Annotated in this window: 20 protein-coding genes and 8 tRNA genes; 5 read left to right on the forward strand and 23 right to left on the reverse strand. The window is 43.8% G+C overall.

The window, feature by feature from the left end:
- Positions 1 to 9 precede the first annotated feature (9 nt).
- From AC1DOV_RS20900 to AC1DOV_RS20915, 4 genes are read right to left on the reverse strand one after another with little or no spacing between them, the layout of a single operon-like run.
- Positions 10 to 972, reverse strand: a complete 963-nt coding sequence (locus tag AC1DOV_RS20900; RefSeq protein ID WP_477551043.1) for a DUF1861 family protein — start codon at positions 970 to 972, stop codon at positions 10 to 12.
- A gap of 26 nt (positions 973 to 998) precedes the next feature.
- Positions 999 to 2,078 carry a mannose-1-phosphate guanylyltransferase gene (locus AC1DOV_RS20905; RefSeq protein WP_339204562.1) on the reverse strand — a complete coding sequence of 360 codons (1,080 nt, stop codon included), beginning with the start codon at positions 2,076 to 2,078 and terminating at the stop codon, positions 999 to 1,001.
- Entirely contained in the window at positions 2,071 to 3,168 is a 1,098-nt protein-coding gene (locus tag AC1DOV_RS20910; RefSeq protein ID WP_477550976.1) for a glycosyltransferase, read from the reverse strand. Before AC1DOV_RS20910 ends, AC1DOV_RS20905 begins: the two co-directional genes overlap by 8 nt.
- Entirely contained in the window at positions 3,168 to 4,349 is a 1,182-nt protein-coding gene (locus AC1DOV_RS20915) for a glycosyltransferase family 4 protein (protein ID WP_477550977.1), read from the reverse strand. The genes AC1DOV_RS20910 and AC1DOV_RS20915 overlap by 1 nt, the downstream gene beginning before the upstream one ends.
- A gap of 366 nt (positions 4,350 to 4,715) precedes the next feature.
- On the opposite strand from AC1DOV_RS20915, the gene AC1DOV_RS20920 reads away from it, so the two are divergent.
- Complete coding sequence (locus AC1DOV_RS20920; protein ID WP_477509100.1) at positions 4,716 to 5,291, forward strand: 50S ribosomal protein L25; 576 nt, start codon at positions 4,716 to 4,718, stop codon at positions 5,289 to 5,291.
- Between the two features lie 52 nt (positions 5,292 to 5,343).
- Here AC1DOV_RS20920 and AC1DOV_RS20925 read toward each other — a convergent pair whose 3' ends face one another.
- The 11 genes from AC1DOV_RS20925 to AC1DOV_RS20975 all read right to left on the reverse strand — a co-directional run bounded on the left by AC1DOV_RS20925 (position 5,344) and on the right by AC1DOV_RS20975 (position 7,816).
- The gene (locus AC1DOV_RS20925) at positions 5,344 to 5,583 is read right to left on the reverse strand and encodes a helix-turn-helix domain-containing protein (RefSeq protein WP_339204567.1); all 240 of its coding nucleotides are present in this window, start codon (positions 5,581 to 5,583) and stop codon (positions 5,344 to 5,346) included.
- Positions 5,584 to 5,750: 167 nt separating this feature from the next.
- Positions 5,751 to 5,835, reverse strand: a tRNA-Leu gene (locus AC1DOV_RS20930).
- A 49-nt stretch (positions 5,836 to 5,884) separates the two neighbouring features.
- Positions 5,885 to 5,960: transfer RNA gene (locus tag AC1DOV_RS20935), tRNA-Lys, on the reverse strand.
- A gap of 49 nt (positions 5,961 to 6,009) precedes the next feature.
- Positions 6,010 to 6,084 (reverse strand) — tRNA-Glu (locus AC1DOV_RS20940).
- 109 nt (positions 6,085 to 6,193) lie between these two features.
- Positions 6,194 to 6,511 (reverse strand): hypothetical protein, encoded by a 318-nt coding sequence (locus AC1DOV_RS20945; RefSeq protein ID WP_076267429.1) that lies wholly within the window; start codon positions 6,509 to 6,511, stop codon positions 6,194 to 6,196.
- Positions 6,512 to 6,691: 180 nt separating this feature from the next.
- Positions 6,692 to 6,776, reverse strand: a tRNA-Leu gene (locus AC1DOV_RS20950).
- 49 nt (positions 6,777 to 6,825) lie between these two features.
- Positions 6,826 to 6,901, reverse strand: a tRNA-Lys gene (locus AC1DOV_RS20955).
- Between the two features lie 56 nt (positions 6,902 to 6,957).
- Positions 6,958 to 7,032, reverse strand: a tRNA-Glu gene (locus tag AC1DOV_RS20960).
- Between the two features lie 105 nt (positions 7,033 to 7,137).
- Positions 7,138 to 7,228 (reverse strand) — tRNA-Ser (locus AC1DOV_RS20965).
- 5 nt (positions 7,229 to 7,233) lie between these two features.
- Positions 7,234 to 7,309 (reverse strand) — tRNA-Asn (locus AC1DOV_RS20970).
- Positions 7,310 to 7,336: 27 nt separating this feature from the next.
- The gene (locus tag AC1DOV_RS20975; RefSeq protein WP_076271832.1) at positions 7,337 to 7,816 is read right to left on the reverse strand and encodes a SprT family protein; all 480 of its coding nucleotides are present in this window, start codon (positions 7,814 to 7,816) and stop codon (positions 7,337 to 7,339) included.
- Positions 7,817 to 7,947: 131 nt separating this feature from the next.
- Here AC1DOV_RS20975 and AC1DOV_RS20980 point away from each other — a divergent pair, with 131 nt between their 5' ends.
- Positions 7,948 to 8,310 (forward strand): hydrolase/acyltransferase, encoded by a 363-nt coding sequence (locus tag AC1DOV_RS20980; protein WP_339204568.1) that lies wholly within the window; start codon positions 7,948 to 7,950, stop codon positions 8,308 to 8,310.
- Positions 8,311 to 8,390: 80 nt separating this feature from the next.
- Complete coding sequence (cmpA, locus tag AC1DOV_RS20985) at positions 8,391 to 8,543, forward strand: cortex morphogenetic protein CmpA (protein WP_339204569.1); 153 nt, start codon at positions 8,391 to 8,393, stop codon at positions 8,541 to 8,543.
- A 183-nt stretch (positions 8,544 to 8,726) separates the two neighbouring features.
- Here cmpA and AC1DOV_RS20990 read toward each other — a convergent pair whose 3' ends face one another.
- From AC1DOV_RS20990 to uptA, 6 genes are all read right to left on the reverse strand, one after another.
- Positions 8,727 to 9,398 carry a nitroreductase family protein gene (locus AC1DOV_RS20990; protein ID WP_076271830.1) on the reverse strand — a complete coding sequence of 224 codons (672 nt, stop codon included), beginning with the start codon at positions 9,396 to 9,398 and terminating at the stop codon, positions 8,727 to 8,729.
- A gap of 178 nt (positions 9,399 to 9,576) precedes the next feature.
- Positions 9,577 to 10,023 carry an RrF2 family transcriptional regulator gene (locus tag AC1DOV_RS20995; RefSeq protein ID WP_441876406.1) on the reverse strand — a complete coding sequence of 149 codons (447 nt, stop codon included), beginning with the start codon at positions 10,021 to 10,023 and terminating at the stop codon, positions 9,577 to 9,579.
- Between the two features lie 103 nt (positions 10,024 to 10,126).
- Positions 10,127 to 12,385, reverse strand: coding sequence for a Tex family protein (locus tag AC1DOV_RS21000; RefSeq protein WP_477550978.1), 2,259 nt, complete (start codon positions 12,383 to 12,385; stop codon positions 10,127 to 10,129).
- 23 nt (positions 12,386 to 12,408) lie between these two features.
- Positions 12,409 to 13,062 (reverse strand): MBL fold metallo-hydrolase, encoded by a 654-nt coding sequence (locus AC1DOV_RS21005; RefSeq protein WP_477550979.1) that lies wholly within the window; start codon positions 13,060 to 13,062, stop codon positions 12,409 to 12,411.
- A gap of 18 nt (positions 13,063 to 13,080) precedes the next feature.
- Entirely contained in the window at positions 13,081 to 13,647 is a 567-nt protein-coding gene (locus AC1DOV_RS21010; protein WP_339204573.1) for a thioredoxin family protein, read from the reverse strand.
- A 65-nt stretch (positions 13,648 to 13,712) separates the two neighbouring features.
- Positions 13,713 to 14,321, reverse strand: a complete 609-nt coding sequence (uptA, locus tag AC1DOV_RS21015; protein WP_076271826.1) for an undecaprenyl phosphate transporter UptA — start codon at positions 14,319 to 14,321, stop codon at positions 13,713 to 13,715.
- Positions 14,322 to 14,488: 167 nt separating this feature from the next.
- Here uptA and AC1DOV_RS21020 point away from each other — a divergent pair, with 167 nt between their 5' ends.
- Positions 14,489 to 14,935 carry a cupredoxin domain-containing protein gene (locus tag AC1DOV_RS21020; protein ID WP_441876396.1) on the forward strand — a complete coding sequence of 149 codons (447 nt, stop codon included), beginning with the start codon at positions 14,489 to 14,491 and terminating at the stop codon, positions 14,933 to 14,935.
- Between the two features lie 75 nt (positions 14,936 to 15,010).
- Positions 15,011 to 15,322: a dehydrogenase gene (locus AC1DOV_RS21025; protein WP_441876393.1), complete on the forward strand. Its 312-nt coding sequence runs from the start codon at positions 15,011 to 15,013 to the stop codon at positions 15,320 to 15,322.
- A 94-nt stretch (positions 15,323 to 15,416) separates the two neighbouring features.
- Here AC1DOV_RS21025 and AC1DOV_RS21030 read toward each other — a convergent pair whose 3' ends face one another.
- Together AC1DOV_RS21030 and AC1DOV_RS21035 are read right to left on the reverse strand one after the other, a co-directional pair.
- Positions 15,417 to 15,599 carry an H-type small acid-soluble spore protein gene (locus AC1DOV_RS21030; protein ID WP_477550980.1) on the reverse strand — a complete coding sequence of 61 codons (183 nt, stop codon included), beginning with the start codon at positions 15,597 to 15,599 and terminating at the stop codon, positions 15,417 to 15,419.
- A gap of 41 nt (positions 15,600 to 15,640) precedes the next feature.
- Complete coding sequence (locus tag AC1DOV_RS21035) at positions 15,641 to 15,823, reverse strand: hypothetical protein (protein WP_076271822.1); 183 nt, start codon at positions 15,821 to 15,823, stop codon at positions 15,641 to 15,643.
- Positions 15,824 to 15,906: the final 83 nt, after the last annotated feature.

Here is a 15,906-nt window from a genome sequence, read left to right on the forward strand (position 1 = left end):
CAGCCAGCTTTAGCTTTCAGCTTCATCTTGCTTCATCGCTTCGTACTCCGTGAACGGGTCTGCAATATCGATGTGATGCGCCTCCGTGTCACTAACTCCCACATAGAGCTCCGCTCGGTTGTTAGCCTTGCGAACCAGTCCACCACTGAAGATTACATCAACTAAATTCGGGCGTTTAGCCGGGCCCTCAGGGAAGTCGCTTCTTGTTGCTATGATTTTGACCGGTGACTTCTCTCTCGTCCAAGGATTGAGAACAAATGACATCGCATGATAATGAAGATTGGAATCCTCATCCGTATAAGAGATGTGGCCTAATACGCCGAGATACCCATTTTTGAGCAAATGAATTTCATTTGCCCCTCCCCATTCATCCTTTAGAAATTGATCACGAAACAATGGAGCTTTAATAATAGCTGTTTCCGACAACTCCTCAAAGGAATCAATGATGCTAAAGCCGATTACAGCTCTCGTGCCTTCAATCCCAAATGGTCTCGAAAAAATACCGATCTTCCCATCAGATAATTGTGTTAAGCGAATATCCTTCATGTTCCAAGGGCCTGTTGCAGCACGTACAAGCTCATGCAAATTTTTCCCTCGGTAAAGCACAGTTTTCCAGCCTATGATCGACCTCGATGTTTCAGAGTCAAAATAAAGATGCACACCGCCGAAGATCCATTCGCCGTTAATTTTCGTAATAAAGGGATCCTGCAGCTGAAACTTAGGCAAATCCAGCTTCGGAGTCCATATCCCATCTTTGCATGTAAAGAAGATAATCTCGGATTCCTCCGAATGGCGATCTTCCACACGGCCGGCAATATACAGCTCCCCCTCATTCAAGAATGGAGCAGTAATATTGTAAACATCGCGGTCCCCAACGCCAGCAAAATAAAGCTTCGTGCCTTGTTTTTGAGCAGGCTCATATTCTAGCAGCATCTCTTTGCATGTTTTCGTTATCCATTCCAGCTTCATCATGGGGTTCATTTGAATGTAAGCCTTTCTTAGGCGTATTCGTGCATTCCCTTATCCTTCAAAATTCTAACGATTTCCTTTACCTCTTGCGCCTTGTCTTTGGCACATATCAGCAGCGCATCCTTGGTATCCGCAATAATCAGACCATCAATTCCAATTGTAGTAATGAGCCGGTCATCGCCGTAGATGATGGAGTTCTGTGTGTCGATGCCTACATAGTTCGCTTTGACAATGTTTCCATGCTCATCTGGAGGAAATATCGCGCCGAGCGCATCCCAGCTTCCAATATCATTCCATCCAAAATCGCCTTCAATAACGACAACCTCGTCACTGCGCTCTAAAATACCATAGTCGATTGAAATGTTTTGCAGCAAAGGATAAATCTCATTAATCATTTCCTCTTCGCGCTCCGTGCCCATGTACGCAATTAAAGGGAGCATTGTTTTAAAGAGCCTCGGAAGAAACCTTTTGAAATTATCAATGATGCAGGAGGTTTTCCAAATAAACATACCGCTGTTCCACAAATAATGACCGGATTGAAGATAGGATTGCGCTTTTGCAAAATTAGGTTTTTCGACAAATTCGGCTGCCTCATAAACATGACAAGGCTCCTTAATGAAAGAGTCTTTCTTGCAAGAAATATAACCATAGCCAGTTGAAGGAAAGGTAGGCTTGATGCCAATCGTAACAATCTTGTTTGTCTCCATAGCCACGATGCAAGCATCATTCAATGTTTTCTTAAAGTTATCCGATTCGGTAATATGATGATCGGATGGAAATACGACCATAAGAGAATCACCATGGTTTTTCTCAATAAATAAAGCCGCAAGGAGTATGCTCGCTGCCGTATTTTTGGCAACAGGCTCTACCAGAATGTTAACGTGCTGAACACTCTTATGCATGATCCTCTCGAGCAGCACCGCTTGGGTGCGATTCGTTACTACGATCGTGTTTTCCATCGGAATAACACCGTTAAAGCGTTCAATCGTATCATTGAGCATAATGTCGGTACCGCTTATATTGATCAGCTGCTTTGGCAGCTCCTGCCGGGATAAAGGCCAAAAACGTGTTCCGCCTCCGCCTGCGAGAATCGTAGCAAATTTATTCATTGTGCATCACCTCATGAGCCATGCAGTATGAAACAATGTTTTCCGAGCCTTGATTTAAATTCAGGCCGCTTGCATGTATGCCATCGTAACAGCCGCCGGTCTCTGCATCTATTAACGATTCATGACGGGAGTTCCGCCCATGAAACCATTCATAGCATAAGGAAGCTTGCTCGCGATAGGTTTCCTTCCCTAACGTCTTGTACGCTTCTAAGCAGGCTAACAGCATCTCGCAAGCTTCTATCGGCTGCTCGTCATATAACGCTGCTTCTCCGCCTCTATCAAGCCAGCCATGACTGCCCACGGGTTTGAAATAACCTTCTTTTGCAAAAGTAATTAAAGCTAGAAAGTCCAAGCTTTCTTTAGCGGTTTGTCTGAATGCTTCTATATGCGAAAAATGTGATGCTTTGAAAAGCGCCCAAGGCAGCATCGCATTGCCATAAGTAATACGATCCTCAAACCACTGCCAGCCCTCTCCTTTATTGCTTTGATACTGCGTATGCAGACTCATCGCTAATTCCTCAATTAACGAAACGATTTGAGCCTCTGGAAGAAAGGCTGGATCATCGCTTTCCATATTCGGATATGGGAACTTATAACGGAGCGCGTTCTCGGTCTGCATCATGGAAGTTAAGCCGATAATTGCATAAGCCATCGCTCTTGGCGATCTCAAGCTCCGCACATGCGGCAGCGCTTGATTGATCATATATTTACATGTATTTTGCACATTATGCGGGACGGATGGCTCCGAAAGTGTAAATCCAAGCGCCCACAAACAGCGCCCCAGACAATCCTCAGAGCCTGTTTTTTCTATGAACAAACGGTTGTAGTCCATAAAGTTTCGAAAGCTGCCGTCTTCATTTTGAGCATGATGAATAAAGGCCAAATACGTATTTATAAGGTACAAGGATTCCTTATCTCTAATGCGCTTATTGAGCATAACTGCCGCAATCAAAGCCCTTGCATTATCATCGGAAGTATAACCTTTGGAACGGTCGGGAATACCGAATTTAGTATGCTGGAAGATGCCTGTATCATCTGTTAATGAGCGTAAATAATCGGTTGATAACGGCTTGATCATACTTACTCCCATTAAACCGCACTTCCTTTTAACACATAATGATGTGCCATCGTTTCACGGAAAAGTACCGCGTAAGATTTGGCGACTTCATTCCACATCATTGTACTGCCTAAAGCGAGCGTCTTGCTCTCCATTTCCGCTTTTAGATTCGGATCGTCCAATATCGTTACAATATGATTTTCTAATGATGCGGAATTGTGGAAATCTGCGAGCAATCCTCTTCCGTCAGCCAGCATCTCAACAGCGTAGCGGTACGGAGTCGAAATAATCACCCTGCCGTAACCAATTCCGAATGCTAGTGTTCCACTTACAGCTTGATCCTTGCCAAGATAAGGCGTCATATAAATATCCGACAATACAAGAGATTGAACAACCTCCTCTTGCGTTAGATGCTTATCAACAAACGTAACATGCTGCTGAAGGCCTAGCTTTTCCACTAGATCTGTCAGCTTCGTCCTGTACACTTCTCCAACCTCTTGTTTCACAACAGGATGCGTTTTGCCTAAAATCATATAAAGTGCTTCCGGGTGCTTCTTCACTACGCCGTTCATGGCCTCTATGGCATATTCAATCCCTTTGCCTGGGCTTAAAAAACCGAATGTTGAAATGATTTGCCGATTCGTATACCCGAACCTTTCTTTAAGCTCATTTCTAGATTCGGTCACAACTACCGGAACCCCATGATGGAACATCTCTATCTTTTCAAGCGTTATGCCGTAAACCTCATGCAAATCCTGTATTTTAGTATGGGCCATCGTAATGACCTTATAGCTTAAATCCGCCAGCTGCTTCATAATTAAACGCTGTTTCTCGCTCGGTTCGGACAATACGGTATGAAAAATAACGATAAACGGGATTTTGAGCTTCGCTGCCAATTCCAAAACGTATTCTCCGCTTTCCCCGCCGTAAATGCCGAACTCATGCTGAATGACTAACATATCGATATTGGATTGATTAAGATCAATGGCTATTTTGCTATAATCTGCACGATTGTGCTGTCCAATCTGAGCCATCACCTGATTACCGTACGCATAGGACTTGTTGTTGTTAACCGCAATCATGCGTGGTGCATTAAAATCTTGCATTTGTTCGATCTCATTCATCAGATCCTGAGAAAAAGTAGCTAATCCGCATTCTCTAGGCAAGCTCGTTCCCAAAAATGCTATATTCCGCTTGATTAAAACTTTTTTCAATGAAATCACTCCCTTATTTTTAAAATATTTACAAATGACAATAAAAAAAAGAAATAAAGATGTCTTTATTTCCGAGATTAAACGATATGCTTTTGGTTTTTAGCTATCCCAGTGTTACCACATAACAGCTTTCAGTTGCTGCCATTTCTTGCAATTCCGCTCCTATCTGCTGTTTAAACCTTAACACGACCATATTTTCTTGTCAATCGAGCCGGATTTGTACTGATTTGACAAGTAGAGAACTTGTGATAAAATTAACATATGACAAGAAAATATGGTCGTTAGCGGGCTGATTAGACATTCTATTGCTAATCGGTCTTTTTTATTGTCGGTTTGACAGTACCCCATTCGATTAGGAGGCAACAAATGATGAGCAATACTATCCAGTTAAACGAACGGGTCGATTTAAGCAAATCTAAGATTAATCTATTAAGAAAGCAAGGACAGGTACCAGCTATTGTATACGGCAAGGATGTCGGCAGCATTTCTGTTATCGTCGCTGAGAAAGAAATATTATCAGTCATAAAGCACAACCCGCGCGCTATTTTAAATGCAGCTATTCCGGAAAAAGGGAATAAGCCAGTATTAATTCAAAATATACAAAGAGATCCGCTGAGCAATAAAATTGTTCACGTTGATTTCTATCAATTGAATATGAATGTGAGTTTAGATTCGAAAGTAACGATTCATTTCTCCGGAGAACCAGCAGGTGTCAAAGAAGGCGGAATGCTTCAAGTTGAGATGTACGAAGTAGAGGTTCGCTGCATGCCAGACAATCTGCTCAGCGCATTCGAGGTAGATATTAGCGGCCTTAAAATAGGAGATCATTTACTAGTGTCTGATCTCTCCTTCCATGAAGGCATCGAAGTTTTGTCCGATCCTGGTGCGATGTTAGTTAAAATCTCGCAAGCACAAGCCGAAGAAGTAGTCGCTTCCGCATAATTATCATATAAATAGTAAAGGGAACCCTATACAAAATGTACAGGGTTCCCTTTTATTTATCCGGATCTATATCTTTATCGTCATGAACGACTACAATAAACTGTCCAGGACTTACATCAAAATATTTGCATAACCTCCATAACAGATCCCGCGGATACTGAACCATCTCATCCTTATACATCTTCCGAACAGAATCAAAATGATAGTCAATATCTTTGGCAAGCTGCCTAATCGATAGGTTTGGATCTTTAGCTCTCATGATTTCTTTTAAATTACTATGAACCCCCGGCATGTGAACACCCCCACTTCGATAAATATATAACGGTCTAAATATATAATCAACCATTCCAACCTCTAGTATTCCCACTTTTTAAATATGACGATAAGTAGTGCTTCTTTTTTTGTTAGAACACAMAAAAAAAACGGCTCTATCTCTAGAGCCGTACGATTTATATACTTTGGTGCGGTAGACAGGATTTGAACCTGCACGTCCATTGGACACTACCCCCTCAAGATAGCGTGTCTGCCGTTCCACCACTACCGCACATTGTAAATTGTACGATCCTTCACTCACATCTTCTTATCAAAGAAAATGGTGAGCCATGAAGGACTCGAACCTTCGACACCCTGATTAAAAGTCAGGTGCTCTACCAACTGAGCTAATGGCTCTCGTGTGATTGCAACGAGCTCCATAGAGCTGGTACACTTTGAGGATTAATGGTGACCCGTAGGGGACTCGAACCCCTGTTACCTCCGTGAAAGGGAGGTGTCTTAACCACTTGACCAACGGGCCGTCTGGAACTAAGAGAACAAATATGCTTGAGACAACAAAAATGATTATATCAGCTTATCATCAGAAGTTCAAGCATTTTTTCTCAAGTTTTTTAAATATAATTTTAGCCTTACGATTCAATCGTTTCAGCCTTAAATACATTGTCTAACTTGTCTTCAGGCGTAAGTCTTTTCTTAAGTGGCACCTTAACGTCTCTTCCCAATTCTTTGAAGAAGGTTTCAACGTCACATTCGATTTTGTCTACAAATACCGATAATTTGCCTCTTTCGATAATCGCTTCATTGCCTTCTGCTGGTACAGTTACTTCGATTGAGTATTTTTTCATTAAGGTATTGCTGTACCGTGCGAAAATCTCAAGCAATTCCTCGTTGTTAAATTTGCTAATCGCTGCTTGTCCCTTGTTCGTAAAGTTTAAGTTTATTTTCATGTTTACAGCTCCTCATCTCTAATGATGCATCTGTTTTCACGGCTCGAGCAACTTATAACGAAAAAACCACTCTCTAGTCAGATTTATGATCTGAATATAAAGTGGCATCATCTATCAGAAAAGTGCATGCAAAATGACACCTTCTAAGTTCACCTATATACATCGGCAAAGAGTAAGTTATGGTGCGGTAGACAGGATTTGAACCTGCACGTCCATGGGACACTACCCCCTCAAGATAGCGTGTCTGCCGTTCCACCACTACCGCACATTTATAAGTCGAACGTTCATCGCTCGCATCTTCTTAATCAAGAAAATGGTGAGCCATGAAGGACTCGAACCTTCGACACCCTGATTAAAAGTCAGGTGCTCTACCAACTGAGCTAATGGCTCTCGCTGTAATTGTAAACGAGCTCCGAAGAGCTAGTACATTTTTTTGTGTGAATAATTGGTGACCCGTAGGGGACTCGAACCCCTGTTACCTCCGTGAAAGGGAGGTGTCTTAACCACTTGACCAACGGGCCATACAGAACAATTCAAATGAGATTTCCACGATGCTGCAACCACTGTGGCAAATAAAAAAGACCGGATGAACGGTCTTCCCGTTGCAAACACTTGTGAGAAAAATGTGGCGGAGAGAGAGGGATTCGAACCCTCGCACCACTTACGCAGTCTAACCCCTTAGCAGAGGGTCCCCTTGAGCCACTTGGGTATCTCTCCAAATCTGGCTCCCCGAACAGGACTCGAACCTGTGACAACTCGATTAACAGTCGAGTGCTCTACCAACTGAGCTATCAGGGAAAAGTAAAAGTGACAAGTAATAATATATCATGTACTACTTTGATTGTCAATCACTTTTAACACTAATTTTCCGCGACATTTTCCACAAGCGTATTTAGCCGGATCAATCTTCCTTTTGCGCAGATACTCCATCCCGCATTTGGTACAAATAAGCTTGTACCGAAATGGCTGCTGCTTACGCTGCGCGCGTTCAGGCAAGGACTGACAATAGCGTGAGCCGCCTACCTGAGCCAGCAGCTGTTTGAATTCAATATCACGATGCTGGTATCCCCGCTTCAATATATGCAAGTGATAATGGCAAAGCTCATGCTTAATAATTTTCTCGGTTTCTTCATGCCCGAAAGCCGAAAGCTGATGAGGACTGATCTCAATATTATGGGACCTTGTAAAGTAGCGTCCTCCTGTTGCTTTAAGTCGGCTGTTGAATGTGGCTTGATGTAAAAACGGACGATTAAAAAAGGTTATCGAAATATGCTCAACCCATTGCTGCAGCGCCTCATTATTCATTCATTATTCTCCCCCAACTACTTGAATTTTAAAGCTGGCATAGGCTACACTGTCAAGTAGGAATTATTAAATGTGCAGAAAATTTACAGTATATGTACGGTAACAAACTAAAGGGGAGATCAATAATTATTATGGCAACTATGCGCTACGTCCTATTGAAACAAAATGACATCATCTTTTTCGTGGAAATGCCTGAATCGCACGCTTATCAGCTAAGCGCGCTTAACCTCCGGCTTCATAAAGAAATTGACAAGCTAACAGCAGAGCATGTTCCAGTATTGCCTTATGCTGTAGCAGAGTGCAACGATGTTGAGCTTCACGACAATTCCATTAATATCGTCTCAGGTCTGGATTACATCAACAGCCTTGAGAAGGATTTTGCCGGCGTACAAGAGAAGTCCTATCCGCTTATTTCGCTTTTAACAGAAATTCGCGCCCTGCAAGCTCAGCTTGAACAGTGGTACGAAGAGTATGAAGAAGAACAGAGTATATAGGTAGGACCTGCACGGACACACGCCCTTCCCCATATTGTAGTATTACAACAAGTTAGGCCTGGGGAAGGAGAACGATAGGTATGCCACAGTGGCTGTGCAATCAAATGATGCGTGCATTTCAAAAGAAAGACCGCAGACAAATTAAGCTGCTTAATGACTGCTGGTATTTTTACCGCAACAAACAAGGTTCAAAGGAAGAAGGCACCGGAACCGAATTCACCGAATTTCAGTAATCGATCACTGCCCAACCACATAACCGTATAGGGCTGCTGCCATACTTTTAAGGGATTAGCTCGTTTAAACGGTGAAATAAAGCAGAATGTAATGGCGAACTCCTAATTACTTATCGTTAGAATAACAAAAGCGACCCCCACTATCTGAGGGTCGCTTTTTGTTATTGTTTGGTTATCGATAAATTAAAATTTGTTAAAAAATGTAACATCATCAACCGATAGACGAGTTGTTTCACGGCCTTCTACTGCTGCTTTGCCGATTGGAAGCATCAACGTCGGCAAATAACGATCCGAAATATTAAACAGTTCCATCACTTGATCACGGTTATATCCGCCCATAGGAACGGAATCATACCCTTTAGCACGAGCTGTCAGCATAAGCTGCATCGCCACTAGGCCTGTGTCAAATACAACGATTTCTTTCAAGCGCTCTGCTGGCAAAGCTGAGTACATTTTCGTAGAATTCGCAATAAAGTTGTTGCCCACTTCTTCAGTCATGAAACCTGCTTCAATCGCAGATCCATAAATTTTTTCGGACAACGTGTACATTTCCAAATCAGCTAGAACAATAACAATCGCTGATGCAGCAGCTACCTGCTTTTGGTTAAATGCGATGGGAAGCAGCTTTTGCTTCAGTTCAGGATCAGTTACAACGAGAAAACGCCAAGGCTGCATATTCGATGAAGATGGCGCTTTGATCGCAGTTGCAAGAATGTCTCTGATTTCTTCCTCAGAAATTACTGCACTGCTGTCGTATTCACGTACAGAACGACGGCTATTTAAAACATCAAAGAAAGTTGCATTCAATTGTTCATTCGTTTGAGTTTCTTGTGAATTGCTTTGAGTTGTTGTCATATGGTTCCCTCCAAAGGAAAATTTTTATCTGTGCAAGATTCTACTCAGTTAATCTCGCGAATATACTGTGCTTCGCAGGGCACAGTTAATGAAAGATAAACTGTATCATTTATATACACAGTATAGGTCGTGTCGATACTTTTGTCAATCGACTAACTTTAGTAAATTTAATTACTTTTTAAGAAGAATTAGGCAATGTCTTTTGAGCAAGCTGCGCAATTGTAAACTGCTGCAGTGTTTCGATCGTATTCTGTTCAATCTCATTTGCAATATCCATGAATGCTGACTTCATATTCATTCCAGCATCATGCAGGCTGATTGTATCCAGCATGCCGCTGCAGAGAGGTTCTCCTACTTTGAGAGCAATGTACACCTCAGCGAGCGATATCGCCTCTGGAGGGCGTTTCAGCCTATAACCTCCATCACGGCCTTCTCTTGTTTCAATTAATTGCCCAGCAGCCAGCTTAGCCAGCACTTTCCGCAATTGTGTTGCTTCCGAGTTCAAGCAGCCGGCAATAGCCGCACTTGGATAACATTCTGATTTGTGCGATAAAATAACGAGTGCCTGCAAAGCGAGTCCAAACCATTTTGAATGGGCTGATCCGCTTGCCTTTTCTGTCTTCATAGTCATCTCACTCCTTTTGTAGGGTAGTAGGCGATGCCCATGCACTTGTTAAATTATAAAGGGCTTGCCTCCTAACAGGCAAGCCCTTTATATATGGAAACCGTTAGTTAGGCTTGCGCATCGTCAAGCTTACTCGGCCTTTTTTCGAATCGACACTAAGCACCCATACCGTAACCGTGTCACCGACAGATACAACATCCATCGGACGTTTAACGAATTTATCGCTAAGCTGTGAAATATGAACGAGCCCATCATTTTTGATGCCGATATCGACAAACGCACCAAAATCGATGACATTCCGCACTGTCCCGTGAAGTTCCATTCCTGGAGCCAGATCCTCGATATTGAGTACATCAGTATGGAAAATCGGAGGAGGAAGCTCTTCACGCGGGTCGCGACCCGGACGAAGCAAGCTATCCATGATGTCCCGCAAAGTAGGTACGCCCACGCCAAGCGTTGGCGCGATACGATCTGCGTCTAGCTCGGCAAGCTTTGTTCTTAGCTCCTCTGAGCCTAACTGCTTAAGGCTAAGGTCCATCTCACTAAACAGCTTGTCTACAACCTCATAAGATTCCGGATGAATCGGCGTGCTGTCTAGAGGATTGACTGGTTCAGCAATTCTCAAGAAACCAATACATTGCTCATAGGATTTTGCGCCAAGACGCGGTACCTTCTGCAGCTGGTTTCGTTTAATGAAGCGTCCGTTTTCATCACGATATTTCACGATATTTTTAGCGATGGTAGCATTAATGCCCGCCACGTAGGATAACAAGGATGCTGATGCTGTGTTCACATCGACGCCAACATGGTTAACCGCTGACTCTACTACACCGCCAAGCGTCTCATCAAGGCGCTTTTGACTAACGTCATGCTGATATTGTCCAACTCCGATTGCTTTAGGCTCGATTTTAACGAGTTCTGCAAGCGGGTCTTGCAATCTGCGGGCAATCGACACTGCGCTGCGCTCTGCGACGTCTAACGCCGGAAACTCCTCCTGAGCGAGCTTAGAAGCCGAATACACGCTTGCGCCTGCTTCGTTGACAATTATGTACTTAAGCTCAGCGCCGTCCGCTCCGGCCGCTTTGCGCTTGCCTATTAAGTCAGCAATAAATTGTTCCGTCTCACGTGAGGCTGTTCCGTTGCCTATAACGATCAATTCTACTTTGTATTTATCAATTAAACCATTGATGAGCTTCTCAGCTTCAGCCACTTTGTTGTTCGGAGGAGTTGGATAAGATACCGCGACCTCCAGCAGCTTGCCAATATCATCAATGACTGCGAGTTTGCACCCGGTACGGAAAGCCGGATCAACTCCGAGCACGATATTGCCGCGAACGGGCGGTTGAAGCAGCAGATTGCGCAAGTTTTCAGAGAAAATGGAAATGGCATGCTCCTCTGCCTTTTCTGTCAGCTCGCCACGAACCTCACGCTCAATAGATGGCGAGATAAGACGCTTATAAGAGTCTTCAATGACCGATACAAGCACATCGCGTACAGATTGCGCAGTCCCGTTTCTAAGCAGCTTTCTCTGGATATGCTCATGAATGCGTTCCGTAGGAACATCAAAGGCAACACGCAGCACATCCTCGCGTTCAGCACGATTAATCGCAAGAACACGATGTGGAGGAAGCTTTCGAACCGGCTCCTGATAGCTGTAATACATTTCGTATACCGTTTCCTCAGCAGCATTTTTTGCTTCTGTCTTGATTAGCGCTTGATCAAATGTGAATTTGCGAACCCAAGCGCGAATAGATGCATCATCGGCAATATTTTCTGCAATGATGTCCGAAGCTCCATTTAAAGCATCCTGAGCAGTCGGTACACCTTTTTCCTCGTTCACATAACGGGCAGCTTCAACAAGCGGATCACCGCTACGCGGCTGTGACCACAGCCATTCTGATAGCGGCTCCAGTCCTCTTTCCTTCGCGACGCTCGCACGAGTCTTCCGCTTTTGCCGATATGGCCGATATAGATCTTCTATTTCTTGCAGCTTAACCGATTGGGTAATCGAAGCGCGCAGCTCTTCAGTCAGCTTGCCTTGCTCATCAATTAGACGAATAACCTCGCGTTTTCGCTCTTCCAGGTTCCGCATATATTGCAGCTTCTCTTCGATTGCTCTTAGATCATTCTCATCCAGCTCACCCGTCATCTCTTTCCGATAACGCGCGATAAATGGAATGGTGTTGCCCTCATCGAGCAAGCCTACTGCAGATTTCACTTTTGTGACCGGGATCGATAACTGTGCAGCTATTCCAGTAATAATTCGCTGACTTTCGGCAGCTTTCTGTTCCACTGTCAATTTCGATTTTCCCGCGTTCTCTTCTACATCATCTGTAAAATGCTGTACCTTTGTATCCGCCAAACGTCATGCCCCTTCCTCATGCTTCATGCACCCGTATATGGGTTGTTCGCCATTTCAAAACCAATCGTCGTACGTCCGCCATGTCCTGGATATACAATGACTTCTGGGTTTAGTTTGTACAGCTTCAAGCGAATGGAGTCATATAAATCACGTTCACGTCCACCCGGAAGGTCCGTTCGACCAACTGACATTTTGAAGAGCACATCGCCTGAGAACAGATGGTTGCCATGCAGGAAGCTTACGCTGCCGGGAGAATGCCCCGGTGTATGCATGACTCGGAAAGATAATCCAAGCAGCGATAAGGTTTGACCTTCGGCGAGCGCATATTCAGCGGGGCCCGTTGAGAGCGGAGGCGTTACATCCTGCCATCTCATTGAACCATTTTTACGCGGATCCGTTAGCCAGTCTGCCTCCAAGTCATGTATGTACACAGGACAGTCAGCGAGCTTTCGCACTTCATCCACTCCGCCCATATGATCGAAATGAGCGTGAGTCAATAGAATTGCTTCCACCTTCACACCTTTTAGGCGCTCAATCAGTTTGCGTGGATTCATTCCTGGATCAATCACGATGCCGCGTTCCTGTGCCTCTTCACCATTTACCGTTGCAGGCTCCTTCACCGTGATGAGATAAGCATTCGTTTGCAGGGGACCTAATGTAAAAGTTTCAATCTTCATATTCTCACTCATATTCGTTTAAAATGACTCCAACAAAGTGCGGAGCTCTTTCACAATAACGGATTGATATTCAGTTCCTTCTCCATAACGACGGCCAATTTCCTGTCTTGTAATCGCCAGCTTCTCTTGATAGTCGGCTGCTTCACGGTCTGGATTTTCTTTTTTGAACGCGAGCATAGCTTCCTGAACATGAGTAGGACGCGGTCCCCACTTACCTAGCACTGCTCCGCCTGTATCCGCAACAATAACGACAGGTACAGAACGGCCGCCAAGTGTCAAAAATTGATCCATCGTGTCGAGATGCTCTTCCATAATGAGCACGTCAATCGGCACGCCGCTGTTCTCAAGCGCTTTGAATACAACAGGAATATTGCGTACAACATCGCCACACCAATCAGCCATCAGGATCAATACACGAAGATCATCACGATTGTTAAGCGAATCGAAATATTCCTTGTCGCTCTCATCGGTCCATACGAACTTTTCCGACCAATCCAAAAACTGCTCTTTATTTTTGGTCATGCCGTCAATAAATTGTTGCGGGCTAATTCCTTTGCCCAGTTTATCTGCAATGCTTTTGCTCATATGAATCCCTCTTTCGTCTATTTAATGGTTGCTCATCAGAAAAAAATGCAAGGTTGACTGTTCTATTATACCGATTTGCGGCGTGAGCGTACAAATTTGAAAAGGACATAAATAATAAGGAGTGCAATTGCGATAAGAATAGCAGGCTGTACATAAGGCGCAGCTTTCTCATCGATTTTATCCCAGTTCTCGCCAAGTGATTTGCCCAGATAAATAAACAATATAGACCATGGCAGAGATGCAAGTGCAGTCAGCAATGTAAATAATCCAAAATTCATTCTTGCCATACCCGCTGGAATTGAAATAACCTGTCTCATTACCGGGACAAAACGTGCAGTGAACACGATGCCTACGCCATACTTGTTAAACCAATTTTCAGAAATATCTACATGTTTTTGTTTGATCTTTATATATTTACCGTATTTCTCGACGATTGGCCGTCCGCCATATCTGCCAATCCAATATAAAATCCAGTTTTGTCCAATTGCACCTAACGTACCGAACAACACTGCCCCCCAGAAGGAAATATCCCCTTTGTATACGAGATAACCTCCAAAGCCGAGCACAATTTCACTTGGTATAACTTCAATCAATAGTCCGATCAAAATACCAAAGTACCCTAGACTCTCTACCCATTGCAATACATTGTCCAATACTTCATGAATAAAATCCATTCCTGTTCTCAATCCGCCTTCCTGCATAAAATATGGCTTTCGCTTGCTTTTGCTGCGCTGAAGCTATTCTAACATACGATACAGACAACCTTCCACTTTTGTCATGTGCTGACAAGCCCCTGCATAGACTAGCCTTAAATGATACGAATGGATGAGGTGAGCGTTTCATGTCAAAGGTCTTTATTGTAAGTAAACGACAAATTCAACTGTTTATTGTAGTTGCAGTCCTTATCGTATTCACCGGCGTTTACTTAAGCTGGGACAGATCAAAAGAGGTAGATGGACAACCGTCAGAGCCGCGAATTTTCCAGATTGTTACGGTTGAATACAAGTCACAAACCGCTGACGGCAAAGAGCATGAAATGTATCGCTGGGATCCGGGTCAAATTGTTGTCCAAAAGGATGAACTAACTGAGCTGCATATTAGTGGTGTAAGTGGAGCAAGCCATCCCTTTGTCATTGAAGGCCTTGGCATTAAGGGAGAAGTACTAAAAGGCAAAACGACGGTTGTACGATTCACTGCCAAAAAAGAGGGGACTTATCCTATTTTATGCTTGACCCATACTGATATGCGCCACGGTGGACCAATGGTTGGATATATCACAGTAGATTAGCAGGCAAACAGCTGTAACGAGTGACCTCCTTCTCCCCGGGCGCATACATATGGGGTAGAGAGGAGTCGGTCTATAATGAAAGCTAACGCGCCAAAACATACAGCCGGCTTACCGACTGCGCGTAAAATCCGCAGAGCCTGCAGCAACGAGCTATACCGCACCGTGAAGCGCATGAAACTTTGGGTGTCCAAAGAGAAAATGGAGCAAGCTGAAAAACTTTATTTTAAAAAGGTTATTGTCAACCTGATCTGGGTTCACGAAAATAAAGACAATCGGAAGATCCAATGCGACTGGTGGGAAGAGAATGTCAGCGCTGAAATTGCCGAGTTATGGGAAGTCGATCGCAATCAGCTTTGTATCGCGTTTAGAGAAGCTTTTGGCGGTTAAGATGGTTATTGGATAAACAAAAAAGAGGCTTTCCCATTTATTATTGGGATTGCCTCTTTTTCTGTGCAGCTGCTTGTTGCTTAGCTTGTAACGATTAACCTTCTTCCTTCAATCGGTCACAGGATACCGTTTTTGTGTTCACAGGATTGTTGCCGACCATAACGGTTGCCATCCCATTCACCTCATCGACATTTTCAATCCAGACCGAATCCTCATCCAGATGAACTTTAACTGTCTGTTCTGATTCGTATATTTGCTTCGCTCGTGCTACGTCCATACTGCCTACCCCTCCTTTTTTATAAATTCATTAAACAATTGCTATCTGGATTCACGTTCCATCGTATCTGTTGTTGATTCGTCAATAAGGCCGTTTTGCAGCGTTACATTGCCGCCGCCCAATCCTTCATTTACCATTCTGTCGATATCCATAAAATAATCCTCTCGACCCTCATGCTTCGGATCTGCCGCCTCTTGTTTTTGCTCGTCGTTTGTATCTGTCATAGTTATACCCTCCCATTTGTTTTGGCGAATACGTATACCGTGTAGACTGATTTCGCATTCGCGGCGGTAATAACAAGGTTTAT

It is taken from the genome of Paenibacillus sp. 01T47 (assembly GCF_056398245.1).